Genomic DNA, 25,356 nt, shown 5'->3' with positions numbered 1-25,356 from the left:
TGGTCAGAACTTCAGGCTGGCGCGGACGCCATAGCGGCGCCGGTCGCCCGTGATGCCGAGGTCGGAGGCGGGCAGCCCGGCGAGCGCCAGCGTCGTCTTCTCGATATAGCTTTCGAAATATTCGGTGTCGAAGATGTTGTTCGCAAACAGCGCCACCTCGACCGGCCCGGTGCGATAGGCTACCGACGCATTGGTCAGCCAATAGCTATCGAGGAAGGTCGGCGTCGCCGGATTGAGCGTCGCGGCAAGCCGCTTGCCCTTGCCGACCAGCCCGGCGCTCAGGGTCACGTCGCTGTCGCCGCCGGTCTCGATCCGGTAATCGCTCGAAAAGCTGGCGGTCCAGTCGGGCTGGAAGGTCAGCCGGTCGGACGACAGCGTCATCCCGGTCACCGACCGATAGGCGCTGTCGTCGGTGATGCGCGCGTGCATCCACGTCAGGCCGCTGCGCAGCGTCCAGTTCGAAACGGGGCGCACCATCGCTTCCAGCTCGACACCATAGCTTTCGACATCGCCGGTGTTGAGATCGACGGTGACCAACCCGCCGCCCACCGCCGGGGCGATCGAGTTGAGGCCGATATAATCCTTGTAATCGCTGTAGAAGACGGTGCCCGACAGGCTGACCGCCGGGGCCGCATATTTGATCCCGCCTTCGTACGTCCACGCCGAATCGCCCTTGTACGTCCGCACCGCCGCAGGCGCGGTCGGGGCGTTGAACCCGCCGCCGCGATAACCCCGCGCGACCGAGACATAGGTCATCAGCTCGGGCGTCCATTTGCGCGTGATGCTCAGCTTCGGCTGCCACTCGCTCGATTTCAGCGCCGCATCGGTCCGGCTGCTCGCCGGCATGACGCCGAGGATCGAGGTCGTGACCGAATCCACCGTGCCGCGCGAGGTGCGATCCTCATGATCATAACGCAGGCCCAGCGACACTTCCCAGTCGAGGCTCGGTTTCCAGAAGACCGTGCCGAAGGCGGCATAGGTTTCGCCGATATTCTTCGCGGTCGTGTTGCGCACGATATTCACCGGACCGAGCAACGGGTGGATCAGGTTGATCGTATCCTGGCTGCGCGCGCGCGTCATCTCGTTGCTGTAGAAAACGCCGAACAGCGTCGAAAACTGATCCGACCAGTCGCTGTCGAGCCGCGATTCGAGCGTCAGCGTGCGCAGGCTGTCGCGCGCGATCGTCCGCACCATATTGTCGGGGCCGAAATCGCCCTCGCCGTCGGGCGTAAAGCCGTTGCGCATGTCATAGGCGCCGATGACGCTCAGCTTCGATCCGCCACCCAGGTCGGCCTCGGCGCGGGCGTTGACGCCGCGATATTTGAACCGCACTTCGTTGAGCGTGTTGAACTGCACGTCGCGGCGATAATCGCGCGGCCCGCTGACTCGCGAATAGGGGACGTTCACGCCGTTGACACTGTCGTAATAGCCCTTGATCGTCAGCGCGAAGCCGTCCGACGGCGTGACGCGCAGCGTGGCGTTGATCGAGTCGGTGTTGAGCGGATTGGCGTTGCCGCCGATGACCGTGTTGGTCAGAAACCCGTCCTGCTGGCGATGCGCCGCCGCGACGCGCAGCGCAACCTTGTCGGTGACGATCGGCCCCGATACCGAACCCGACACCATCCAGGCATCGTCGGGACCGGCATAGCTTGCGTTCGCGCGCACTTCGAAATCATTGCCCGGCTGGCGCGTGATGACGTTGATCGCGCCGCCCATCGTATTCTTGCCGTACAGCGTGCCCTGTGGCCCGCGCAGCACTTCGATGCGTTCGACGTCGGTCAGCGGATTGTTGAGGTAAGCGGTGTTCGGCTGGTAAACACCGTCGATGAACAGGCCGACGCCGGGCTGGACCGACTGTACCAGCGTCACGCCGACGCCGCGGATCGACACGAAGGCACGGCCGGTGCCGTCGCTGTTGATGTTCAGGCCGGGCGACAGCACCGCCGCCTCGCGCACCGAATTGAACCCGCGCGCGACCAGCGTGTCGCCGGTGATCGCGGTGACCGCGATCGGCACATCGTTCAGCGTCTCGTCGCGCTTGCGCGCGGTAACGACGATCATCTCGCCGTCGTCGCTCGCGGCGGTATCGGCGGGCAGGTCCTGTGCAAGCGTCGGCACGGCGAGCAGGCTCGCCAGCACGGCGGTCGAAACGGCGGCAAATCGAAACTTGGTCATCAGGCATCCCCTCAGGTGCGGTCCTCGCCGCTTCCGATACCTATCTGACAGCTTTTCAACCTATATGAAAGGTTCTGAACTATGCCGATCCGCAGAGGCGCTTTGCCGCGCTCGGCCAAGCCTCCATTCTTCATTCTGCTCTCGTCGTTCCCGCCAAGGCAGAAATGACGGAAACGATAGATCCCGATCCTATTCCGGCAAAAACGCCGCCGCGGGCATCACCTTTTCATGCACCGCCTGCCCGCGCGCGAGTTGGAACACCTGCCGGAACGATCCGAACTGCGGCCACGGCAATGCCCCGTCGCGCGCGAACCCCGCCCAGATGCCGTGGACCCGGTCGGCCAGCAGCTGCGGCGGCGCCTCGCCCGCCAGCCCCCGCGGGCCGGTCGCACAGGCCAGCGTGTCGAACACGAACGGCATCTCGATGCCGTGACACGCCCCCAGTTCGCCGCCGCACGCAGGCGATCGCCAGTCGAACTCGTACATCCATGTCTTGCCCTGATGCGCTTCGGCATATTGGCGCGCCGGCCAGCGAAAGACGAGGTCGGTCATCGCGCGCGTCATCGCCTCGCCTGGCCGCACGCCCTTCTGCCTGAAGCCATAGGCGCGCAGCGCCTTGCCCGGCTGCGGCAGCGACTTGCCGAGCAGCCAGCGCGCGAGCAGCCCGCCGATCTTGCGCCGCACTCCGCTGGGCACGAAATAGAGGTTCATCTCCTCGGCATTGCTGCCGATCAATATCTCGACGTTGCGCCCCGCCCCCTTGCGCAGCGCATCGATCGGCTTTTCGGGCAGCACATCGTCGCCATAGACCGGAATGAAGCGGCTGATCCCGAACACCGGCTCGATCCCGTCCGCGCCGCGCAAATCGAGCCGCGCCGTCGGCTTGGCTACCTTCTCGATCGCATCCATCGCCATCTCATCGGAAACGCTGCGAAACCCGTCCAGATCGGGCGCAACGCCCAGCAACTTCGCCAGTTTCCGCACCAGCCGCTGCGCCACCGCAATCTCGCGCACCATCGCGCCATGCCCGCTCTGGATGATCGCGCGGCGGAACAGTCCTTCGGTCAAAGGCGAAATAACAAGGTCGGCAATCGCCATCGCCCCCGCGCTTTCGCCGAACAGCGTGACATTGCCCGCATTGCCGCCGAACCCGGCGATATTCCGCTGCACCCACTCCAGCGCGAAGATCATGTCGCGCAGCCCCAAATTGGTCGGCGCCCCCGGCACCGGCAGAAAACCGTCGATCCCCAACCGGTAATTGATCGCGACGCAGACGATCCCCGACCGCGCGAAGGCCGATCCGTCGTGAACCGGGGCATCCTTGCTGCCGACGACGAAACCGCCGCCGTGGATGAAAACCATCACCGGCGCATCCTCGGCATCCTGCGGCGCCCAGATGTTGAGCCGCAGATAATCGCCATCGCCGCCGTCGGATCCGTGGCCGATCAGCGGGGTCGGGTCGATCATCGGAAATGCGCCGACGCGGTGCGGGGCGGCGGGGCCGGGCTCGACCGCATCGCGGACGCCTTCCCAGGCGTCGGGCTGCCGGGGCAGCGCGAACCGCTGCGGCGGCGCGGCATAGGCTATGCCGAGGAAGCGGGCGATACCGTCAGCGGCGATGCCGCGAACGGCGCCGCCATCGACGATGACGTTCGGTGTAAAAGGAGTCTCGTTGGCCATGATCGATGACTAGCGCAGCATGGCGTCCGGCGACATCGCCAGGGCTGTGCCCTCAGGCGGAAAAACTGTGCCCGGACCGGCGCCCGGTCAGCGCGATTGCAAGGCGCTTTCGGCCAGGAAGATCGTCCCGAGCGGCCCGGCGTCGTGCCCCAGTGCCGGGGGAACGACGATCTGCTTCAGTGCGGCCGCGTCATAATCGGGGATATAGCCGGTCAAGCGGTCCGCCGCTGCGACAGTCGCGCGCGCCATGACATCGGGTTGGCCTAGCGCGACGCTGCCGCCGATGACGATCCGTTCGGGGGACAGGGTGAACATCAGCATCGCGAACAGCTCGGCGAAATCCTGCGCCACCATGTCCCATCTGGTGTCGGCACGATCGACATCCACCGGATTTCCGCCAAATCGCGCCGCGAGCGCCGGCCCGCTGATCAGCCCTTCGATGCAATCGCGGTGAAAGGGGCAGGAACCGGCAAAGCCGTCGCCGGCGGCACGGCGCAGGCTCAGATGGCCGAGTTCGGGGTGCAATCGCCCCGTCACCGGCCGGCCATCGACGACGATGCCGGCGCCGACGCCGGTGCCGACCGTCAGATAGACGACCGTCCGGCAACCGCGCCCCGCGCCGACCGCGGCTTCGGCCATGCCCGCCGCATTGACGTCGGTGTCGAGCGCGACCGGGCAGTCGAAGCGCTCGGCAAAGGGCGCAAGCACCTTCGCGCCGCGCCAGCCCGGCTTCGGCGTATCGAGGATCGTGCCGAAATCGGCGGCGCCCGGATTGACCCGCACCGGTCCGAAGCTGCCGATGCCGATCGCATCGAACTGCCACTTGGCCAGCACGTCGATCGCGCGGCCCAACGTCTCGTCCGGCGTCGTGGTCGGGATCGTCACGCGCTCGACGATGTCGAGGCCGTCGGCGACCACGACGATCGCCTTGGTCCCGCCCAGTTCGACGCCCGCCAGGCGGCGGCCAGATATGGTGATGCTCATCGCCGCGTTTCTTAGCAGCGGATCGGCGGAGGGAAAGGCGCATTGCACGATGCCGCGCGGCAATTTCGCTGTGCCGGACCCGCAGACCCCGCGCATGTCGCCGCGCAGCGTGTAGAAAGACAGGCTATTCCCGGCAGCGAAAGAAGATGCGATGCCCACGCCCGTCAGGCCCAGCCGGAAAAATCTCGGCCATATTCCTCCCACCGTGGCCCGGCCGCATTTCGACCGTACAGCGCTGCGCCGCGGTATCGTCCATCTCGGCATGGGCGGCTTCCACCGTGCGCATATGGCGCGCTACACGCATGACCTGATGGAAAAGCGGGCCGACGCCCTCGCCTGGGGCATTGCCGGCGTCGGCCTGATGCCCGCCGACGCGCCGCTCGGCGAAGCATTGGCGGCGCAGGACCATCTCTACACGCTCGTCGAACGCGACGCGGAAGCCGACGGCGCGACGATTATCGGATCGGTCGTCCAGGCAATCTTCGCTCCATCCCAGCGCGCGGCAATGCGCGCGGCGATCGACGATCCGGCGACGCGGATCGTCAGCCTGACGGTGACCGAAGCCGGCTATTGCCTCGACAGCGGCAGCAAGCGGCTGAACTTCGACCACCCGCTGATCCGCCACGACCTCGCCGAACCCGCCGCACCGCGGAGCGCGATCGGCATCATTTTAGACGGCCTGCGCCGCCGCCGCGATGCCGGACAGGCGCCCTTCACCGTCCTGAGCTGCGACAATATCCAGCATAATGGCGACGTACTGCGCCGCGCCCTGCTCGACCTCGCCAAGGCGCAGGACGCTGCGCTCGCCCGCTGGGTCGAGGACCGGGCCAGCGTTCCCAATACGATGGTCGACCGCATCACCCCCGTCACCCGCCCGGACGACCTCGCATGGCTCGAAACCCGCTTCGGCCTGTCCGACGCCTGCCCCGTCTTTTCCGAACGCTTCCGGCAATGGGTGATCGAGGATCGCTTCCCGTCGGGGCGGCCGGCGTGGGAAGAGGTCGGGGTCGAATTTGCCGCCGACGTCACCCCCTTCGAACAGATGAAGCTCCGTCTGCTGAACGCGAGCCACCTTGCGATCGCCGCCCCCGGCGAACTCGCCAGCCATGCACTGATCGACGAAGCGATGCGCGACGAACGGCTCAGCGCCTATATGACCGCGCTCATGGACCGCGAGACCGGGCCGACGGTGCGCCCGCCGCCGGGCATCGACCTGGCCGCCTATCAGAATGACCTCGTGCACCGCTTCGCCAACCCCAATCTTCGCGACACCACCGCGCGGGTGAACGCCGACGCACCGCTCAACTATCTGCTCGATCCGCTGCGCGACCGGATCGGCGAAGGCCTCGCCTCCCCCCTGCTCGAATTCGCGCTCGCGGCGTGGATTCGCCGCCTGCGCGGCCGCGACGACCGGGGCCAGCCGATCGCGATCCGTCATCCGATGGCTGACGTCCTTCGTCCGCTGGCGGAAAGCGATCCGGCCGCAGTGCTTTCGATCCGCCCGCTGTTCGGCGATCTCGCCGGCCATCCGGGCTTGCAGGACGGCGTCAGCCGCTGGCTCGCGGCCATGGACGCGCACGGCACACTCGGTGCGCTGGCCGCACGGATTTAGCCGATCGGCAATTCGTTGGTCGACTTGATTTCCGACAGCGCCACCGTCGAATTGATTTCCTGCACCCCCGAAAGCTTGCTGAGCTGATCGAAGAAAAAGCGCTCATAGGCATCGATATCCTTGGCAACGATGCGCAGCATGAAATCGGTCGTGCCCATCAGCACATAGGCGTCGAGCACCTCGGGAAAGGAACGGATCGCCTCGCCGAATTCGTCGAGGTTTGCGCGCCCGTGGGCGTTCAGCTTCACCTGCGCAAAGATATGCGCGTTCAGCCCCACCTTGCGCCGGTCGATCACCGCGACCTTCTTGCGGATCACCCCCTCGCGCTCCAGCCGGTCGATCCGCCGCCAGCAGGGCGACGTCGACAGGCCGACCCGCTCGGCAATCTCGGCCGTCGTCTGACTCGCGTCGCGCTGCAATTCGCGGATGATCTTTATCTCAAAGGGATCCAGTTCGGTCATTTCATCCTCATAATTGTAATTCACCGATCATATTATCCCATAATCCTCACCAACACCATAAAAGCGATCAAGTTTTTTCTCGCCTTTGCGGCGATAAGCCTGCTCCTGCCCAAAGGAGAAACGCCATGGTTACCCGTCCCAGCCGCCTGAACCCGCCGATGGAGTGCATTCGCCTCTACGACGCCGAGGCTGGTCTCGACGGAGTGATCGCGATTCATTCGACCGCGCTTGGCCCCGGCGCGGGCGGGTGCCGTTTCTGGACCTATCCCGACGTCGATGCAGCGCTCGCCGATGCGCTACGCCTCGCCGAGGGGATGAGCTACAAGAACGCCCTCGCCGGCCTGCCCCTCGGCGGTGCCAAGGCGGTGCTGCGGAAGCCCGACGGCCCGTTCGACCGCGCCGCGCTGTTCCGCGCCTTCGGCCGTGCGGTCGAGAGTCTCGGCGGCGCCTACATCACCGCCGAGGACGTCGGCACGACGGTCGACGACATGCACGAGGTCGCAACCGTGTCGCGCCACGTCGCCGGCCTGAAGCCGCTCGAAGGTCTTGCCGGCGGCGATCCGTCGCCCTGGACCGCCAAGGGTGTCTTCGATTCGATGCGCGCCGCTGCCCGTTTCGCACTCGATCGCGACCTTGATGGCCTCACCGTCGCGGTGCAGGGCACCGGCAATGTCGGCGCCGACCTTTGCCGCCGCCTCGCCGATGCCGGCGCGCATCTCGTGATCGCCGACCCCAGCCCCGCGCGCCGCGACCGGTTGCAGCATATCCTCGGCGCCAGGGTCGTCGATGTCGAAGAGATTGCGGAAGTCGACGCCGACATCTTCGCCCCCTGCGCCCTCGGCGGGGCGCTGACCCCGCACAGCGTCGCGCGGCTGAAGGCGAAGCTCGTGTGCGGCGGCGCCAACAACCAGCTCGCGACGCCCGACGTCGCTGCCCTGCTCGTCGAGCGCGGCATCACCTACGCTCCCGACTATGTCGTCAACGCCGGCGGCATCATCAACGTTTCGGCCGAATATCTCGGCGAGGACGAGGCGCATGTCGCCCGGCGCGTCGCCCAGATCGGCCCGCGTGTCGCGGCGATCCTTGAACGCGCGGCGCGCGAAGGCCGCTCGCCCGCCGCCGTCGCCGACGAAATGGCCGAACAGGTCATCGCCGGCGGCCAGCGGGTGGCCGCCTGATGTGGCATTTCGGAATCGATGCCGTCGTCGACCCGCAGGTCCTGCCGCGGATCGCCGGTTTTTTTGCCCAGCGCTCGATCGTCCCCGCGCTGATGAAGGCGCAGGTCGACGGTGACCGCATGCGGATCGAGATCGCCGTCGACACGATGGACCGCCATCAGGCCGAATGCTGCGCCGCCAAGCTGCGCGAGGGCTTCACCGTGCTCGCGGTGCGCGTCTACCGGCACGAGAGGCTTGTCGCGGCGGCCTGACGGGGGCAAAAGCCGCCGATGCAGACCCGCCTCGTCGAATATTTCCTCGCGCTCCACCGCGAACGGCATTTCGGTCGCGCCGCGGCGAGTTGCAATGTGTCGCAGCCGACGCTTTCGGCGGGCATCGCGACGCTCGAGGGGCAGCTCGGCAAACGGCTCATCGTCCGCGACCGCAAATATGCCGGGCTGACGACCGAGGGCGAGGCGATCCTGCCTTGGGCGCGGCAGCTCGTCGCCGCCGCCGACGCGCTCGAACAGGTCGCGGGGACCGCGCATGGCCCCTTGAAGGGTGAACTGAGGCTCGGCGCGATCCCGGCGTCGATGCCCGCAACCGGCTTTCTGGTCGAGGCGATCCGCGCGCGCTTCCCCGGCCTCAACGTCCAGGTCCGCGCGCTCACCTCGCGCCAGATCGAGCGCGAACTTGCCGCCTTCGAACTCGACGCCGGGATCACCTATCTCGATTTCGAGCCGCCCGCCCATGCCCTCGCCGTCCCGCTCTACAGCGAACGCAGCCGGCTGGTGAGCGCGAAGGACGGCATCGCCGTCCCCGACCGGCCCGGCTGGCACGATCTTGCGACCCTGCCGCTATGCCTGCTGCATCAGGGGATGCAGAACCGCCGCATCCTCGACGCGCGCCTTGCCGCGCTCGGCCTCGCGCTGCGGCCGATCGTCACCGCCGACAGCTATATCGCGCTCCTCGCGATCGTCCGCCAGGGCCATCTCTGTTCGATCATGCCCGACAATCACGCGCTGCTGTTGCAGGGCCTCGACTGGGCGCGGATCACGCCGCTGCCCGAAACCGGCGAAGCGAACCGGATCGGCGTCATCGTTTCCGATCGCACCCCGATGAGCCCGCTTGCGCAGAGCGTGCTTGCGGTCGCGCGCGAATTGCGGCTGCCGCAGGGATATCGGCTTTCATAAAGGCTCTTGGCCGAACCCGCTTCCCTGCTCTTCGTCACCCCGGACTTGATCCGGGGTGACGATGAAATAGGGCCGTACCATATATGATAGAAAATATCTATCAAACATGGCGCAGATCGATTTGACCTGCGCACGCCTCTACGCCACTGACTTTGCCGGAAAAGGATGGCGTACATGGGATTGGACGAAGCGAAGCTGCTCATCGACGGCTGGGTCCGCCGCGAAGGCAGCGGACGCGACCGGCTGCTGCCGCTGCTGCACGCGGTGCAGGACGAGATAGGATATATCGATGACACGCTCGTCCCGGCCATCGCCGCGGCGCTGAACCTCAGCCGCGCCGACGTCCATGGCGTGCTGACCTTCTACCACGATTATCGCCGCCAGCCCGCGGGGCGCCATATCGTCAAATTGTGCCGCGCCGAAAGCTGCCAGTCGCGCGGCGGCGCCGCGATGGAGGCCGCCGCCGCCGAACGGCTCGGCGTCGCGATGGGCGAGACGCGCCGGGACGGCCAGGTCACGCTCGAACCCGTCTATTGCCTCGGCCTCTGCGCGATCGGCCCCAATGCGCTGGTCGACGGACGCCCGATGGCGCGGATCGATACGGCGGCGCTCGACCGCATCGCCGCCGAGGTCGCGGCATGACGCGCGTCTTCATCAGCCGCGACATGGCGTCGGTCGCGCTCGGCGCCGACGATGTCGCGCGCGCCTTTGCCGACGCGGGCTGCGAGGTCGTGCGCACCGGATCGCGCGGGCTGTTCAGCATCGAACCGCTGGTCGAGATCGAAACCGCAGAAGGCCGCATCGGCTATGGCCCGGCAACGCCCGCCGACGTCGCCGCCATCCTCGACGGCAGCCATCCGAACCGGCTCGGCGACATCGCCGCCCTGCCCTTCTTCGCGAAGCAGCAGCGCTTCACCTTCGCCCGCTGCGGTATCGTCGATCCGCTGAGCCTCGCCGACTATGCCGCGCACGGCGGCTGGATCGGCCTCGACATCGCACGCGCCGCCGAACCGCAGGCGGTCGTCGACGCCGTCAAGGCGAGCGGGCTGCGCGGCCGCGGCGGCGCCGGATTCCCGACCGGGATCAAATGGCAGACGGTGCTCGATGCGCCGAATAGCCCCAAATATATCGTCTGCAACGCCGATGAAGGCGACAGCGGCACCTTCGCTGACCGCATGCTGATGGAGGGCGATCCCTATTGCCTGATCGAGGGCATGGCGATCGCCGCGCACGCCGTCGGCGCCAGCCACGGCTATATCTATATCCGCAGCGAATATCCGTTCGCGATTGATACGATGCGCGACGCCATCGCCCTGTCGGCAGGCCGCATCGCCCCCTTCACCCTCGAAGTGCGCGCCGGGGCCGGCGCCTATGTCTGCGGCGAGGAAACCGCGCTGCTCGACAGCATCGAGGGCAAGCGTGGCCAGGTGCGCGCCAAGCCGCCGCTCCCCGCGCTCGCCGGCCTGTTCGGCAAGCCGACGGTGATCAACAATGTGCTGAGCCTCGCCGCCGTCCCCTTCATCCTGTCCGAGGGCGCCGACGCTTATGCCAATGTCGGCTTCGGCCGCTCGCGCGGCACGATGCCAGTGCAACTCGCGGGCAATGTAAAGCACGGCGGCTTGTTCGAGGTCGGCTTCGGCATCACCCTCGGCGAACTGGTGAACGACATCGGCGGCGGCACCGCCAGCGGCCGCCCGGTACGCGCGGCGCAGGTCGGCGGGCCGCTCGGCGCCTATTTCCCGCCATCGATGTTCGACCTGCCGTTCGATTATGAAGCCTTCACCCAAGCCGGCGGGCTGATCGGCCATGCCGGGATCACTATCTTCGACGACCGCGTCGACATGGCGCATATGGCGCGCTTTGCGATGGAATTCTGCGCGGCCGAAAGCTGCGGCAAATGCACGCCGTGCCGGATCGGCTCGACGCGCGGGGTCGAGATCGTCGACCGCATCATCGCGGCGCGCGAGACCGAGCCGGCCCGCACCGCCACGCAGGAAGGAACACTGGGCAAGGCGCTCTATTCGCGCGCGCCCGACCGCATCGACGTCAGCCTCGGCGCGCAAACCACGCTGCTCCGCGACCTGTGCGACACGATGAAATATGGCTCGCTTTGCGCGCTCGGCGGGTTCACCCCCTATCCGGTGTTGAGCGCGCTCGATCATTTCCCCGAAGATTTCGGCGCCCCCGCGCCGGCCCTTGAAGCAGCGGAGTAAGAACATGGGTTTCACCCGCGAAACCGACCACGGCACCCCGCCCGCGCTGGTGACCGGCCGCAACGTCACGCTGACGATCGACGGCGAGCAGGTCACGCTGCCCGAAGGCACGTCGATCATGCGCGCCGCCTCGCTCAGCGGCGGGTCGATCCCCAAGCTGTGCGCGACCGACAATGTCGAAAGCTTCGGCTCGTGCCGCCTCTGCCTCGTCGAGGTCGAAGGGCGCGCGGGATACCCCGCCTCGTGCACCACCCCGGTCGCCGAGGGCATGGTCGTGCGCACCCAGACCGAGCGGCTGAAACAGCTTCGCCGCGGGGTGATGGAGCTTTATATCTCCGACCATCCGCTCGACTGCCTGACCTGCGCCGCGAACGGCGATTGCGAGCTTCAGGATCAGGCCGGCGCCGTTGGCCTGCGCGACGTGCGCTACGGCTATGACGGCGCGACCAACATGGGGCAGCCGAAGGATCAGTCGAACCCCTATTTCGATTTCGATCCGTCGAAATGCATCGTCTGCTCGCGCTGCGTGCGCGCCTGCGACGAGGTGCAGGGTACGTTCGCGCTGACGATCGAGGGCATGGGATTCAACTCGAAGATCGCCGCATCGCAGAACGACAGCTTCCTCGCCTCCGATTGCGTCTCGTGCGGCGCCTGCGTGCAGGCGTGCCCGACCGCGAGCCTGATCGAGAAGAAGGTGGTCGAAACCGGCACCCCCGACCGCGCCGTCGTCACCACTTGCGCATATTGTGGCGTCGGCTGCACCTTCCGTGCCGAAATGCGCGGGCAGGAACTGGTGCGCATGGTGCCGTGGAAGGACGGCAAGGCGAACCGCGGCCATAGCTGCGTCAAGGGCCGCTTCGCCTGGGGCTATGCCCAGCATCAGGAACGCATCCTGAGTCCGATGATCCGCGCCAGCGTCAGCGAACCGTGGCGCGAGGTGAGTTGGGACGAAGCGATCGCCCATACGGCAAGCGAATTCCGCCGCATTCAGGACAAATATGGCCGCCTAGCCGTCGGCGGCATCACCTCGTCACGCTGCACCAACGAGGAAACCTTCCTCGTCCAGAAACTGATCCGCCAGGGCTTTGGCAACAATAATGTCGATACCTGCGCCCGCGTCTGCCACTCGCCGACCGGATATGGGCTGAAGACGACCTTCGGCACATCGGCGGGAACGCAGGATTTCGACAGCGTCGAACAGGCCGACGTCATCCTCGTCATCGGCGCCAATCCGACCGATGCGCACCCGGTCTTCGGCAGCCGGATGAAGCAGCGGCTACGGCCAAAAAACGGTAAAGCGGGCGCGAAGCTGATCGTGATCGACCCGCGCCGCATCGATCTGGTGAAATCGCCGCACATCGCCGCCGAACATCATCTCCCGCTGCGTCCCGGCACCAACGTCGCGCTGCTGACCGCGATGGCGCATGTCGTGGCGACCGAAAAGCTCTACGACGAGGCTTTCATCCGCACCCGCTGCGACTGGGACGAATTTCAGGACTGGGCCGATTTCGTATCGGAAGCGAGCCGCTCGCCCGAAGCGATCGAACCGCTGACCGGCGTCCGTGCCGCCGACCTGCGCGCCGCCGCGCGCCTCTATGCCACCGGCGGCAACGCCGCGATCTATTATGGCCTCGGCGTCACCGAGCACAGCCAGGGCTCATCGACCGTGATGGCAATCGCCAACCTTGCGATGGCGACGGGCAATATCGGGCGCGAGGGTGTCGGCGTGAACCCGCTGCGCGGTCAGAACAATGTCCAGGGCGCGTGCGACATGGGCAGCTTCCCGCACGAATTTTCGGGCTACCGCCACGTCTCCGACGCCGCGGTGCGCGAGACGTTCGAGGCGGCGTGGGGCGTCACCCTCGACAGCGAACCCGGCCTCCGCATCCCCAACATGCTCGACGCCGCGACCGACGGCAGCTTCAAGGGGCTGTTCATCCAGGGCGAGGATATCCTCCAGTCCGACCCCAATACACACCACGTCGCCGCGGGCCTCGCCGCGATGGAATGCGTCGTCGTGCAGGACCTGTTCCTCAACGAAACCGCCAATTACGCGCATGTCTTCCTGCCCGGATCGACCTTCCTCGAAAAGGACGGCACCTTCACCAACGCCGAACGCCGCATTCAGATGGTGCGCAAGGTGATGGCGCCGCTGAACGGCTATGGCGACTGGGAGGTCGTCCAGCTCGTCGCCAACGCGATGGGTCTCGGCTGGAATTATACGCACCCGTCGCAGATCATGGACGAGATCGCGGCGCTCACCCCCACCTTCGCCGGCGTCCATTACGACCGGCTGGAGGCCGAAGGCTCGCTGCAATGGCCCGCGAACGACGCCGCGCCCGACGGCACGCCGACGATGCACATCGACGGTTTCGTGCGCGGCAAGGGCAAGTTCGTCGTCACCGATTATGTCCCGACCGACGAAAAGACCGGGCCGCGCTTCCCGCTTCTGCTCACCACCGGCCGCATCCTCAGTCATTATAACGTCGGCGCGCAGACACGGCGCACTGCCAACACCGCCTGGCATCCCGAGGACCGGCTGGAAATCCATCCGCTCGATGCCGAGAATCGCGGGATCAAGGAGGGTGACTGGGTCAGCCTGAAGAGCCGCGCCGGCGAAACGACGCTGCGCGCGCTGATCACCGAACGCGTCGCGCCCGGGGTCGTCTACACCACCTTCCACCACCCCGACACGCAGGCCAACGTCATCACCACCGATTACTCGGACTGGGCGACCAATTGCCCCGAATATAAGGTGACGGCGGTCCAGGTCGGCCTCTCCAACGGCCCATCCGACTGGCAGGAAGATTATGCCGAACAGGCCCGCCAGAGCCGCCGCATCATGACCGTCGAGGCTGCCGAATAATGGCCGGCGCGCACGATAGCGACGTCATGTCGACCGCCGACCGGCTGGTCCATATGGCGAACCAGATCGCCCGCAATCTGGAAGCCGAGGGCGACGCGCGGGCGGTCGAGATGACGGCCGACCATATTCGCCAGTTCTGGGATCCCTTGATGCGCCAGCGTATCGTCCAGCTCGCCCTGGATCGCCCCGGTGCCCTGTCGCCGATCGCCGCCGCCGCAATCGAGCGGATTGCCGCCGCTTGAGCGACCCCGCGGTGACCGAACAGGCGTTCCGGCGCCTGACCCCCGACGGCGGCGAAAGCGCCATCGCGCGCGAATTGGCCGAAGAAGTCCCGATCGCGCTCGAATTCAACGGCATCGGCTATGCGGTGCTGATGGCGACTCCCGCCGATATCGCCGATCTGGTCGCCGGCTTCCTGATCGCCGAACGCCTGCAATCGCCCGGCGACGTGGCGGTCGAGGTGGCGCTTCACCAGACTGACCGCGGCATCGTCGCGCGCGCCAACCTCCCTGCCGAGCGGACCGCGGCGCTGCTCGACCGCGTCCGCCACCGCGCGACCGATTCGTCGTGCGGGCTGTGCGGGATCGAGAATCTCGAACAGGCGATCCGCCCGCTACCGCGCGTCACCGCGGTTTGTTCAGCAAATGAGGCGGCCGTGTTCCGCGCCCTCGCAGACCTCGCGGCGCATCAGGCGCTCAACCGCCGCACCGGCGCCGTCCACGCCGCCGCCTGGGCCGATGCGGACGGCGCGATCAAGCTGGTGCGCGAGGATGTCGGGCGCCACAACGCCTTCGACAAGCTGATCGGCGCGATGCGGCGCGCCGATGCGACGTGGGACGGCGGCTTTGCCCTGCTCTCCTCGCGCTGCTCGTTCGAGCTCGTCGAAAAGGCGGTGCTCGCCGATTGCCCGCTGCTGGTGACGATTTCGGCGCCCACCCGCCTCGCCGTCGAGCGCGCGGCCGATGCCGGGCTGGAATTGCGCGTGCTCGCCCGATCCGACGCGATGCTCGCGCTCCCGCGCTGAGCGCGCCTGCAAACTTCCTATCTCGTCATTCCCGCGAAGGCGGGAATCCCGCTTTTTCTTCCGCGACCGCCAAGCGGGATCCCCGCCTCCGCGGGGATGACGATGGAAAAGAAAAGTCCGCTGCCGACCTAACCCTTCGCCGGTCCGAAGGTCGCGATCAGGTCATAAGCCGATCCGACGAAATGCTGCCGTACCAGCGTGATCCCGTCATCGCCGCGCCACGTCCGCCGCTCGATCAGCAGACAGGGCGATCCAGGCAGCAGGTTAAGCCCCGCCGCAACCGCCCGGTCGGCACCGACCGCCGCGATGCGCGTTTCGGCCTGCGTCCACGGCACATGCTTGAGCAGCCACGCGCCGGGCGACGCGCCCGCAAAATCGACGCCCTCGGTCTCGGGCACCGCCGACAGGCTGATCAACCGCTGCTCGCTGGCCAGCGGCACATCGTCGGCATGATGCACGCCGTCGAGAACCAGCAACGGACCGGCGCCCGCCAATAATGTCTCTTCGGCGGTGCCGGGATCGGGCATCCGGACCTCCCGCCGCAACAGGTCGTAACGATAGCGCTGCCCGCGCTGGGCGACTTCCTGCTCCAGATCGGGGACATCGAGCACCATCGAATGCACCCGCGGCCGGGCGACGAACGTCCCCGCGCGCTTGCGCCGGTCGATCAGCCCCGCCGCGGTCAGCGCCGACAGCGCCTTGTTCACGGTCATCCGCGAACAAGCATAGTCGCGCATCAATTCCAGCTCGGTCGGCAACCGCGCGCCGGGGAGCAGCGCACCCGACAGGATGCGCGCTTCATAATCCGAACGGATGCGGTCGTGGAGCGGCTGCTTCACGCCGCCAGCCTGCCGAGTGCCGCGATATAACGGCGCACGATCCCGGCGCGGTCCCGATGCCGCCCGCCGCTCACCAGCCGCTCGCCGCGGCGCCAGACATCATCGATCGCGCTGCGACCCGCTGCGAAGATATAGGCATCGAGCAGCGCATCATCGGCCTTTCCGGCAAGCGAGGGATGGCCAAGGTCGAGCCCGACGATATCCGCGGCCGCCCCGATGCGCAGCCCGCCCGCGGCGCCAAGCGCCGCCGCGCCGCCGTCGACTGCCGCCGCATAAATGTCGGCCCCCGTCGACCGCCCTTCGCCGCCGGCCAGCATGTTGCGGCCGCGATGCAGCAGCCGCTGGCCATATTCGAGCAGGCGAAGCTCTTCGCTCGCATCGATCAGCACGTTCGAATCGCTCCCCACCCCGAAACGCCCGCCCGCCGCCACAAAGGCTTCGGCCGGAAACAGGCCGTCGCCCAGATTGGCTTCGGTAATCGGACAAAGCCCGGCGACCGCGCCGCTCTTCGCCAGTCTTTCTGTTTCATCGGGGGTCATATGCGTCGCATGGACGAGGCACCAGCGCTTGTCGACGGCCGCGTGGTCGAGCAGCCATTCGACCGGTCGCTGCCCGCTCCAGGCGACGCAATCGGCGACCTCCTTCACCTGTTCGGCGATATGGATATGCACCGGGCGGCCGGCGCCCAGCTCCGCCAGCGCATCGAGCTGTTCGGCCGACACCGCGCGCAGGCTGTGCGGGGCGATCCCGACGACGGCGTCGGGCAGCGCGACGGCCACCTTGTCCGCTGCCTCGATCAGCCGCGCATAACGATCGCTGTCCATGACGAAGCGCAATTGCGCGGCTTGCGGCGGCTGCGCGCCGAAACCCGAATGCGAATAGAGCACCGGCAACAGCGTCAGCGCGATCCCGCTCTCCTGCGCGGCCGCGACGATCGCGGAGCTCATTTCGGCCGGGTCGCCAAAGGCTGCCCCGCCGATATCATGATGAAGATAATGAAACTCGCCGACGCGCGTAAAGCCGCCTTCGAGCATCTCCAGATAAGCAAGCGCCGCGATCGCGTGCAGGTCTTCGGGCGTCATGCGGCCGACAAAGCGATACATCACCTCGCGCCACGTCCAGAAGCTGTCGTCCGACGGTCCGCGCCGCTCGGCCAGCCCCGCCATGCCGCGCTGGAACGCGTGGCTATGCAGATTGGCCATGCCCGGCAGCGCGCAGCCGTGCCGGTCGTCGTCGGGCCGCGGCGCCGCACCGGTTTCGATCGCGGCGATAATCCCCGACCGGATCGTCAGCCGGACGTCGCGGGCCCAGCCCGACGCCAGCATCGCCCGGTCGAAGAAGAGGACGCGATCACCCGTCCGATGCAGCGTTGCCATAGGCCGTTTCTCCATATGCCGTACAAATTTGAAAGGTGGCGACGTCGTTCTTATCGGGAGATTTCACCGTCGTTTAGGGGGGCCCCGGGTCAAGTCCGGGGTGACGAAAAAACAAAAATCGCTCCCGATTTCCAAACCGCATCACCAGCACCTCAAATTATGTCTATACATTACTATCCATATCGTGCAAATCATTGCGACCGGCATGGCGATTGCAGATGGACCCACGTGATCCATCTGCGTCGGGCGAAGTCGAGTTGCACCGCGGCCTCCCCCCCCCCCCCTTTGGCCGATGGAGCCTCGGCTTCGTCCGATACGGGCAGTTCGTTCGCGGCATGCTTTCGGAACAGATAAAAGGCGACGAGCATGCGCTGCGACACCTTGTGGAGAGAGGCCAGACTGGCGACGATGACCGGCGACGGTCTGGGCATCGTCGAACGCGGGCTCGTCGCGGCCGCTGGCGGCATCATCGCCTATGCCGGCCCCGCAGCCGGCGCCCCGGCGTTCGACCCCCGCGAAACCATCGCCTGCGCCGGCCGCTGGATTACCCCGGGCCTGATCGACTGCCACACCCACCTGATCCATGCCGGCGACCGCGCCCGCGAATTCGAAATGCGCCTCGACGGCGCCTCCTATGAAGACATCGCGCGTGCCGGCGGCGGCATCGTGTCGACGATGCGCGCGACGCGCGCGGCGAGCGAGGACGAGCTCGTCGCATCGGCCCTCCCTCGCCTTGATGCGCTGATCGCCGAAGGCGCGACGACGGTCGAAGTCAAATCGGGCTATGGCCTCGATCTCGACAGCGAGCTTCGCATGCTCCGCGCCGCACGGCGGCTTGGCGAAGAACGCCCGGTCGGCATCGCGGCGACCTTCCTCGGCGCGCACGCACTGCCGCCCGAATATGCCGGTGATGCCGACGCCTATATCGCGGTCGTCGCCGATACCATGCTGCCCGAAATCGCCCGGCTTGGCCTCGCCGACGCGGTCGACGCCTTTTGCGAAGGCATCGGCTTCACCGCCGAGCAGACGCAGAATGTCTTCGACGCCGCAAAGCGCGCCGGCCTGCCGGTCAAGCTGCACGCCGAACAATTGTCGAACCAGCATGGCGCGGCGCTCGCGGCGCGATATGGCGCGCTGTCGGCCGATCATCTCGAATATCTCGACGAAGCGGGCGTTGCCGCGATGGCGGCGTCGAATACCGTCGCGACATTGCTCCCCGGCGCCTATTATTTCATGCGCGAGACGAAGCTGCCGCCGATCGACGCGTTGCGCGCGGCTGGCGTGCCGATCGCGCTCGCGACCGATTGCAATCCCGGCACCTCGCCGCTCACCTCGCTGCTGCTCGTGATGAACATGGGCGCGACTTTGTTCCGCCTGACCGTCGCCGAATGCCTCGCGGGGGTCACGCGCAACGCCGCGCGCGCGCTCGGGCTGGAGGGCCAGATCGGCACGCTCGAAGCCGGCAAGCGCTGCGACCTCGCCATCTGGGACATCGAACATCCCGCCGAACTCGTCTATCGCATGGGGCTGAACCCGCTCCATGCCCGTATCTGGAGTGGTCAATGACCGACATCTTGCTTGTTCCCGGCACCGTGAAGCTTGCCGACTGGCGCGCCATCTATCGCGGCGCCGCGGTCCGGCTCGACCCCGCATCCGCCCCGCGCATCGCCGAAAGCGCGGCGGCGGTCGGCCGCATCCTCGCGCATGGCGAGCCGGTCTATGGCATCAACACCGGCTTCGGAAAGCTCGCGAGCGTCCGCATCGACGACGCCGATCTCGCGGCGCTGCAACGGAATATCGTGCTCAGCCACGCGGCGGGGGTCGGCGATCCGTCGCCGGTGCCGGTCATCCGGCTGATGATGGCGCTGAAACTCGCCAGCCTTGCGCAGGGCGCCTCGGGCGTCCGCCCCGAAACCGTCGCCTTGCTCGAAGCGATGCTCGTCCACGGCCTGACCCCGGTCATCCCCGCCCAGGGATCGGTCGGGGCCAGCGGCGACCTGGCGCCCTTGTCGCATATGGCGGTGACGATGATCGGCATGGGCGAGATTTTCACGGGCGACGAACGCTTGCCCGCCGCCGATGCGCTCGCCCGCGCCGGACTCACGCCGATCACCCTCGCCGCCAAGGAAGGGCTCGCGCTGCTCAACGGCACGCAATTTTCAGCCGCCAACGCGCTCGCCGGGCTGTTCGAGACCGAGTTGCTGTTCCGTTCGGCACTGGTCACCGGCGCGCTGTCGACCGAAGCCGCCAAGGGTTCGGACACGCCCTTCGATCCGCGCATCCACGACCTGCGCCGCCATCGCGGCCAGATCGAGGTCGCGGCGGCGCTGCGCGGCCTGATGGCCGGGTCGCCGATCCGCGCCAGCCATCTCGAAAACGACGCGCGGGTGCAAGACCCTTATTGTCTGCGCTGCCAGCCGCAGGTGATGGGCGCCGCGCTCGACATATTGCGCCAGGCGGGAACGACGCTGGAGATCGAGGCGAACGGTGTTTCGGACAATCCGCTGATCTTCCCTGACACCGACGAAGCGCTCTCCGGCGGCAATTTCCACGCCGAACCCGTCGCCTTTGCCGCCGACATGATCGCGCTCGCGATCTGCGAGATCGGCTCGATCGCCGAACGCCGTGTCGCGATGCTCGTCGACCCCGCGCTGTCGGGCCTCCCCGCTTTCCTGACGCCGCAGCCGGGGCTCAATTCGGGCTTCATGATCCCGCAGGTCACCGCCGCGGCGCTGGTCAGCGAAAACAAGCAGCGCGCCTATCCCGCCAGCGTCGATTCGATCCCGACCTCGGCCAATCAGGAAGATCATGTGTCGATGGCGGCGCATGGGGCGCGGCGCCTGCTCGACATGGCGGCGAATGCGACCGCGGTCATCGGCATCGAACTGCTCGCGGCGGCGCAGGGCTGCGACTTCCACAGCGGACTCGCTTCGTCGGAAACACTCGAACGCGCCCGTGCGCGGCTACGCGCCGACGTCCCGACGCTCGACCATGACCGGCATTTCCACCCCGACATGGAGGCGGCGAACCGCCTCGTCCGCGGCGGCGCGCTGATCGAAGCCGTGGGCGCCCCGCTGCCCGGCGTCGCCTGATGGACTGGCTGCGCGTCGATCGCGGCGACGCCCCGCTCGTCGTCGCCTTCCCGCATGGCGGCACCGGTCTTGCCGGCCTTGATGACCAGTTCGTCTCGCCCTGGCAGGCGCGGCTCGACACCGACTGGTGGATCGCCGATCTTTACGCCTTCGTGCGCGCGATGGGCGCAACGACCGTGGCGACCGATATCTCGCGCGCGGTGATCGACATGAACCGCGACCCGTCGGGCGCTTCGCTCTATCCCGGACAGGCGACGACCGAGCTTTGCCCGACCACCACCTTCGACGGCGAACCGCTCTACCGTTTCGGCGAGCCCGACGAGGCGGAGATCATGCAGCGGCTTCACCTCTATCATCGCCCCTATCACGACGCGCTAGCCGCCGAACTCGCCCGCCTGCGCGCGCACCACGGCCGCGTCGTCCTCTACGACGCCCATTCGATCCGCAGCCACGTCCCGCGCCTGTTCGACGGAGAATTGCCGCAGTTCAATATCGGCTCCAACGACGGGACGACGTGCGACGAAGTGCTTGAAGCGGCTGTTGCGGCAATCTGCGCCGCCAGCGGCCGCAGCCACGTCGTCAACGGCCGCTTCAAGGGCGGCTGGACGACGCGCCACTACGGCCGCCCGGACGAGGGCATCCACGCCATCCAGATGGAACTCGCGCAGCGCGGCTACATGGCCGAGCCTGCTGAACCGGCAGAGGCCAACTGGCCCTCCCCCCTCGATCCCGATCCCGCGATCCTCCCCGTGCTGCGGCAGGTGATCGCCGCGACCCTCGATTTTGCGAAAGGACAAAAATGACCACCCGCCCCATCAATCCGAGACTCGACAACAGCCGCATCGTCAAGGCGCCGACCGGCACCGAACTCAACGCGAAAAGCTGGCTCACCGAAGCACCGCTGCGCATGCTGATGAACAACCTCCACCCCGACGTCGCCGAGCGGCCCGAGGAACTCGTCGTCTATGGCGGCATCGGCCGCGCCGCGCGCGACTGGGAAAGCTATGACAAGATCGTCGAAACGCTGAAGCGCCTCGAAGCGGATGAAACGCTGCTCGTCCAGTCGGGCAAGCCCGTCGGCGTGTTCCGTACCCACGCCGACGCGCCGCGCGTGCTGATCGCGAACAGCAACCTCGTGCCGCATTGGGCGAACTGGGACCATTTCAACGAACTCGATAAGCGCGGGCTTGCCATGTACGGCCAGATGACCGCCGGTTCGTGGATCTACATCGGCACCCAGGGCATCGTGCAGGGCACCTACGAAACCTTCGTCGAGATGGGCCGCCAGCATTATGGCGGCGATCTGTCGGGCAAATGGCTGCTCACCGCCGGCCTCGGCGGCATGGGCGGCGCGCAGCCGCTCGCCGCGGTGATGGCGGGCGCTTCGTGCCTCGCGATCGAATGCCAGCCGAGCCGTATCGATATGCGCCTGCGCACCGGCTATCTCGACGCCTCGGCGGCGACGATCGAGGAAGCGATGGCGATCATCGAACAAGGCCATGCCGACGGGAAACCCGTCTCGGTCGGCCTGCTCGGCAACGCCGCCGAAATCCTCCCCGAACTCTACCGCCGCGGCATCCGCCCCGACCTCCTCACCGACCAGACGAGCGCCCACGACCCGGTGAACGGCTACCTCCCCGCAGGCTGGAGCGTCGCCGAATGGTTCGCCAAGCGCGAAAGCGACCCGCAGGCGGTCGCCAGGGCGGCCAAGGCGTCGATGGCGACGCACGTCCGCGCGATGCTCGACTTCCAGGCCGCGGGCGTCCCGACGACCGACTATGGCAACAACATCCGCCAGGTCGCCAAGGACGAAGGCGTCGAAAATGCCTTCGACTTCCCCGGCTTCGTCCCCGCCTATATCCGCCCGCTGTTCTGCCGCGGCGTCGGACCGTTCCGCTGGGCCGCGCTGTCGGGCGATCCCGAGGATATTTTCAAGACCGACGCCAAGGTGAAGGAACTGCTGCCCGACAACGCCCATCTCCACCGCTGGCTCGACATGGCGCGAGAGCGCATCCATTTTCAGGGCCTGCCCGCGCGCATCTGCTGGGTCGGACTCGGCGACCGCCACCGGCTCGGCCTCGCCTTCAACGAAATGGTGGCGAAGGGCGAACTCAAGGCCCCCGTCGTCATCGGCCGCGACCATCTCGATTCGGGCTCGGTCGCCTCGCCGAACCGCGAGACCGAAGCGATGCGCGACGGCAGCGATGCGGTCAGCGACTGGCCGCTGCTCAACGCCCTCCTCAACACCGCGAGCGGCGCGACCTGGGTGTCGCTGCACCATGGCGGCGGCGTCGGCATGGGCTTTTCGCAGCACAGCGGCATGGTCATCGTCGCCGACGGCACCCCCGAAGCCGCCGCGCGCCTCGAACGCGTGCTGTGGAACGACCCCGCCACCGGCGTCATGCGCCACGCCGACGCAGGCTATGACATCGCGCTCGACCATGCGCGCGCCAAGCAACTGGACCTGCCCGGCATCCTGGGGTGACGGCTGTTCAGCATCTGCCGGCGGCCGAACGCATCGCCCGTCCATGGCGAAACGGCGGCGGCGTGACCCGCGACGTCGCCGTCTTCCCCCCGGGCGCGGGCGATGGCGACTTCGTCTGGCGCGCCAGCATCGCGACGATCGACACGGCGGGGCCCTTCTCGGCCTTTCCCGGCGTCGACCGCCTGCTGCTGCCGCTCGCCGGCGCGCTGTCGCTGACGATCGACCGGGATAGCGCGCGGCGCCTTCAGCCCGGCGATCCCGCGTTCGCCTTTCCGGGCGAAGCAGCGGTGACGGGCGCACCGGTCGGCGGCGCCTGCACGGTTCTGAACATCATGGCGCGGCGCGGTCTCGTCCGGACGCAGGTCGAACATGGCACGCAAATTCGGGCCAGCGCCGACCATATGTTGCTGCTCGCGACCGAACAGACCGCGGTTTGCCTGGGCGGCGAGCGCTTCGATCTGGCGCCGCACGACGCCCTGTTATTGGGAGCCGGCGATGCAACCGCCGCCGCATCCGTCATCGCCGCGCTATTCTGCAACACCCTTTAAGGGCCGCAAGTCGAAGACCTGAACCTCGGGTCCCGCACTCCGCCCGCGTTCGGCGCGCGCGATCAAACGCAGCGTCCCGCCCGCCAGCAACCGGTCGTAGCGCTGCAATTCCGCCCCATAATGCGCAGCGTCGCCGCGATAGCGCAGATGATTGGTCACCACGGCGAAATCGGCGCGGCAACTTTCCAGCCGCGCCATGTCGATATGCCCCACATCGACGATCGCCCCGCCGTGCCGCCGGCGTTCGACATCCGACTGGCTGACGCGTCCGGCCAGCAGGTCGTGAACGTCGACGCAGCCCGCCGACCCCATCGGGAACAGCAGCCGCCATGGTTCGCCGAGCAGGTCGAAGGCCGGATGCTCGATCAATATCCGGCTTCCCGGCGGCGCGTGCTCGCGCAGCCAGGCCGAGGCGATCTGGCGCGTGTCGTGCCGCCGCTCGGCCGCCTCGATCCGCGCGGTTCCGGCCATGGGTATGATCAGGAGGAGGAGGATCGCGGGAAACGCGAATTGCGCCCGCCGCGCCGGCAACAGGTCGGCCAGCCCGCCCAAGGCGCGCGCGGCGGCGAGCGCGGCGAAAGGCAGCAACGGAACGAGCCATCGCTCCCAACGCAGCGACTGCGCCGCGATGACGAGCAGGAAAGTCAGGCAAAAAGGCAGGATCACGAACGCCCAGCGTCGCCTGTCCCCCGCCCCCCAGATCATGCCGACCCCCGAAAGCACAATCCCGCCAAACCCCAGCGAGGCGAGCAGCGGTCCCCCGACATACCAACCAAGATTGGCAAAGAGCCCGCCCCCCGTCGCGCCGGGGTGCAACGGCCGCGCTTCGCCCGACAGATTCTGCAGCACGGTCGCGTGATCGATCAGCAGGAAGGGTGAAACGACGAACAAGGTGGCGACGGCGGTCAGGCCGAACAGCGCCAGTTCGCGCAGCTTCGTCGAGCCAAGACGCCACTGGTAGAGGCCGGCGCCGATCACGGTCACGCCGATCACCGCCGCGGGCCATTTCGTTGCGCAGGCAAGCCCGGTGAACAGTCCCGCCAGCAGGAAGTCGCGGCGGCGCCCGTCCTGCGCGATCATCAGCGCCGACTGGGCGCACAGCAGCATGAACAGGCTCGCCTGCATATCGGTGCGGATGATCTGCGAATATTCGATATGCACCGCATTGACCGCCAGGATCGCCGCAGCGGCAAGCCCGACGCGCGTCCCGCCCAGCCGCCTGCCGAGCCGCCAGGTCATCCACACGCAGGCGACGCCGAACGCGACCATCAGCAACCGCGCGGGCAGGAAGATGATCCCGGGGTCGGCGTAAACTGCGGCCACAAAGGCATCGATGTCGGCAAAACGGCCGGTGGCCACACCGATGCCCCCCACCAGCGCGATCACCAGCATCAGCGAATAGAAAGTGATCGTACCCGGATGGCCGAACCATCCGGGGTTCAACGTCGGCCCGGACAGCATCTCGACGGCGTTCGCCATGAACAGGGGCTCGTCGGCATCGTTCAATGCCGGCAGGCCGAACCCGACGCCGTCGATCCGCAGCACCGCGGCGACGATCAGGATGAGGCATAGCAGCGCCGGCCCGACGAGGGGCCTCCAGGGCGATTTGCGGGCTTCGGGCATCGGGTCCGTCATGGTGTTGAACCCTAGA

At 67.3% G+C, this 25,356-nt stretch carries 21 protein-coding genes; 14 read left to right on the top strand and 7 right to left on the bottom strand.

Going from position 1 to position 25,356, the window contains the following annotated elements; all coding sequences use genetic code 11:
* Positions 1-3 precede the first annotated feature (3 nt).
* The 3 genes from FHR22_RS03585 to FHR22_RS03575 all read right to left on the bottom strand — a co-directional run bounded on the left by FHR22_RS03585 (position 4) and on the right by FHR22_RS03575 (position 4,839).
* Positions 4-2,175, bottom strand: a complete 2,172-nt coding sequence (locus tag FHR22_RS03585) for a TonB-dependent receptor (protein ID WP_166939013.1) — start codon at positions 2,173-2,175, stop codon at positions 4-6.
* Positions 2,176-2,364: 189 nt separating this feature from the next.
* Positions 2,365-3,855 carry a carboxylesterase/lipase family protein gene (locus FHR22_RS03580; RefSeq protein WP_166939010.1) on the bottom strand — a complete coding sequence of 497 codons (1,491 nt, stop codon included), beginning with the start codon at positions 3,853-3,855 and terminating at the stop codon, positions 2,365-2,367.
* An 87-nt stretch (positions 3,856-3,942) separates the two neighbouring features.
* Positions 3,943-4,839, bottom strand: a complete 897-nt coding sequence (locus tag FHR22_RS03575; RefSeq protein ID WP_166939007.1) for an ROK family protein — start codon at positions 4,837-4,839, stop codon at positions 3,943-3,945.
* A gap of 151 nt (positions 4,840-4,990) precedes the next feature.
* Here FHR22_RS03575 and FHR22_RS03570 point away from each other — a divergent pair, with 151 nt between their 5' ends.
* Positions 4,991-6,451, top strand: coding sequence for a mannitol dehydrogenase family protein (locus FHR22_RS03570; RefSeq protein ID WP_166939005.1), 1,461 nt, complete (start codon positions 4,991-4,993; stop codon positions 6,449-6,451).
* On the opposite strand, the gene FHR22_RS03565 is transcribed toward FHR22_RS03570, so the two are convergent.
* The gene (locus FHR22_RS03565) at positions 6,448-6,912 is read right to left on the bottom strand and encodes an Lrp/AsnC family transcriptional regulator (protein WP_166940726.1); all 465 of its coding nucleotides are present in this window, start codon (positions 6,910-6,912) and stop codon (positions 6,448-6,450) included. The two genes, FHR22_RS03570 and FHR22_RS03565, sit on opposite strands and share 4 nt — an antisense overlap.
* Before the next feature lie 125 nt (positions 6,913-7,037).
* Here FHR22_RS03565 and FHR22_RS03560 point away from each other — a divergent pair, with 125 nt between their 5' ends.
* The 8 genes from FHR22_RS03560 to FHR22_RS03525 all read left to right on the top strand — a co-directional run bounded on the left by FHR22_RS03560 (position 7,038) and on the right by FHR22_RS03525 (position 15,365).
* Positions 7,038-8,090: a Glu/Leu/Phe/Val dehydrogenase family protein gene (locus tag FHR22_RS03560; RefSeq protein WP_166939003.1), complete on the top strand. Its 1,053-nt coding sequence runs from the start codon at positions 7,038-7,040 to the stop codon at positions 8,088-8,090.
* A complete protein-coding gene (locus tag FHR22_RS03555) occupies positions 8,090-8,341 on the top strand; it encodes a hypothetical protein (protein WP_166939000.1) in 252 nt (83 codons plus the stop codon). The genes FHR22_RS03560 and FHR22_RS03555 overlap by 1 nt, the downstream gene beginning before the upstream one ends.
* An 18-nt stretch (positions 8,342-8,359) precedes the next feature.
* Positions 8,360-9,262 carry a LysR family transcriptional regulator gene (locus FHR22_RS03550; protein WP_166938998.1) on the top strand — a complete coding sequence of 301 codons (903 nt, stop codon included), beginning with the start codon at positions 8,360-8,362 and terminating at the stop codon, positions 9,260-9,262.
* A gap of 174 nt (positions 9,263-9,436) precedes the next feature.
* Positions 9,437-9,904: a formate dehydrogenase subunit gamma gene (locus tag FHR22_RS03545; RefSeq protein ID WP_166938995.1), complete on the top strand. Its 468-nt coding sequence runs from the start codon at positions 9,437-9,439 to the stop codon at positions 9,902-9,904.
* Positions 9,901-11,475: a formate dehydrogenase beta subunit gene (locus tag FHR22_RS03540; RefSeq protein ID WP_166938993.1), complete on the top strand. Its 1,575-nt coding sequence runs from the start codon at positions 9,901-9,903 to the stop codon at positions 11,473-11,475. Before FHR22_RS03545 ends, FHR22_RS03540 begins: the two co-directional genes overlap by 4 nt.
* 4 nt (positions 11,476-11,479) lie before the next feature.
* Entirely contained in the window at positions 11,480-14,341 is a 2,862-nt protein-coding gene (gene fdhF / locus FHR22_RS03535; RefSeq protein ID WP_166938991.1) for a formate dehydrogenase subunit alpha, read from the top strand.
* Positions 14,341-14,583, top strand: coding sequence for a formate dehydrogenase subunit delta (locus FHR22_RS03530; protein ID WP_166938988.1), 243 nt, complete (start codon positions 14,341-14,343; stop codon positions 14,581-14,583). Before fdhF ends, FHR22_RS03530 begins: the two co-directional genes overlap by 1 nt.
* Positions 14,580-15,365, top strand: coding sequence for a formate dehydrogenase accessory sulfurtransferase FdhD (locus FHR22_RS03525; RefSeq protein ID WP_208417470.1), 786 nt, complete (start codon positions 14,580-14,582; stop codon positions 15,363-15,365). Before FHR22_RS03530 ends, FHR22_RS03525 begins: the two co-directional genes overlap by 4 nt.
* Before the next feature lie 128 nt (positions 15,366-15,493).
* On the opposite strand, the gene hutC is transcribed toward FHR22_RS03525, so the two are convergent.
* Both hutC and FHR22_RS03515 read right to left on the bottom strand, forming a co-directional pair.
* Positions 15,494-16,204, bottom strand: coding sequence for a histidine utilization repressor (gene hutC / locus FHR22_RS03520; RefSeq protein ID WP_166938986.1), 711 nt, complete (start codon positions 16,202-16,204; stop codon positions 15,494-15,496).
* Positions 16,201-17,580: a formimidoylglutamate deiminase gene (locus FHR22_RS03515; RefSeq protein WP_166938984.1), complete on the bottom strand. Its 1,380-nt coding sequence runs from the start codon at positions 17,578-17,580 to the stop codon at positions 16,201-16,203. The genes hutC and FHR22_RS03515 overlap by 4 nt, the downstream gene beginning before the upstream one ends.
* Before the next feature lie 366 nt (positions 17,581-17,946).
* Here FHR22_RS03515 and hutI point away from each other — a divergent pair, with 366 nt between their 5' ends.
* The 5 genes from hutI to FHR22_RS03490 are packed head-to-tail and all read left to right on the top strand — an operon-like array spanning position 17,947 to position 23,705.
* Positions 17,947-19,146 (top strand): imidazolonepropionase, encoded by a 1,200-nt coding sequence (hutI, locus tag FHR22_RS03510; protein ID WP_166938981.1) that lies wholly within the window; start codon positions 17,947-17,949, stop codon positions 19,144-19,146.
* The gene (hutH, locus tag FHR22_RS03505) at positions 19,143-20,672 is read left to right on the top strand and encodes a histidine ammonia-lyase (RefSeq protein ID WP_208417469.1); all 1,530 of its coding nucleotides are present in this window, start codon (positions 19,143-19,145) and stop codon (positions 20,670-20,672) included. Before hutI ends, hutH begins: the two co-directional genes overlap by 4 nt.
* Entirely contained in the window at positions 20,672-21,475 is an 804-nt protein-coding gene (gene hutG, locus FHR22_RS03500; protein WP_166938979.1) for an N-formylglutamate deformylase, read from the top strand. Before hutH ends, hutG begins: the two co-directional genes overlap by 1 nt.
* On the top strand, positions 21,472-23,157 hold the full coding sequence (gene hutU, locus FHR22_RS03495; RefSeq protein ID WP_166938976.1) for a urocanate hydratase: 1,686 nt from the start codon (positions 21,472-21,474) through the stop codon (positions 23,155-23,157). Before hutG ends, hutU begins: the two co-directional genes overlap by 4 nt.
* On the top strand, positions 23,154-23,705 hold the full coding sequence (locus FHR22_RS03490) for a HutD family protein (protein ID WP_166938974.1): 552 nt from the start codon (positions 23,154-23,156) through the stop codon (positions 23,703-23,705). Before hutU ends, FHR22_RS03490 begins: the two co-directional genes overlap by 4 nt.
* On the opposite strand, the gene FHR22_RS03485 is transcribed toward FHR22_RS03490, so the two are convergent.
* Positions 23,685-25,340: an ArnT family glycosyltransferase gene (locus FHR22_RS03485; protein WP_166938972.1), complete on the bottom strand. Its 1,656-nt coding sequence runs from the start codon at positions 25,338-25,340 to the stop codon at positions 23,685-23,687. The genes FHR22_RS03490 and FHR22_RS03485 overlap by 21 nt on opposite strands.
* Positions 25,341-25,356 lie beyond the last annotated feature (16 nt).

The sequence above is a fragment of the Sphingopyxis panaciterrae genome, assembly GCF_011762125.1.
Lineage (GTDB): Bacteria > Pseudomonadota > Alphaproteobacteria > Sphingomonadales > Sphingomonadaceae > Sphingopyxis > Sphingopyxis panaciterrae.
Note: the sequence above shows the minus strand (reverse complement) of the source record. Positions and strands in the feature narration are given on the sequence as shown.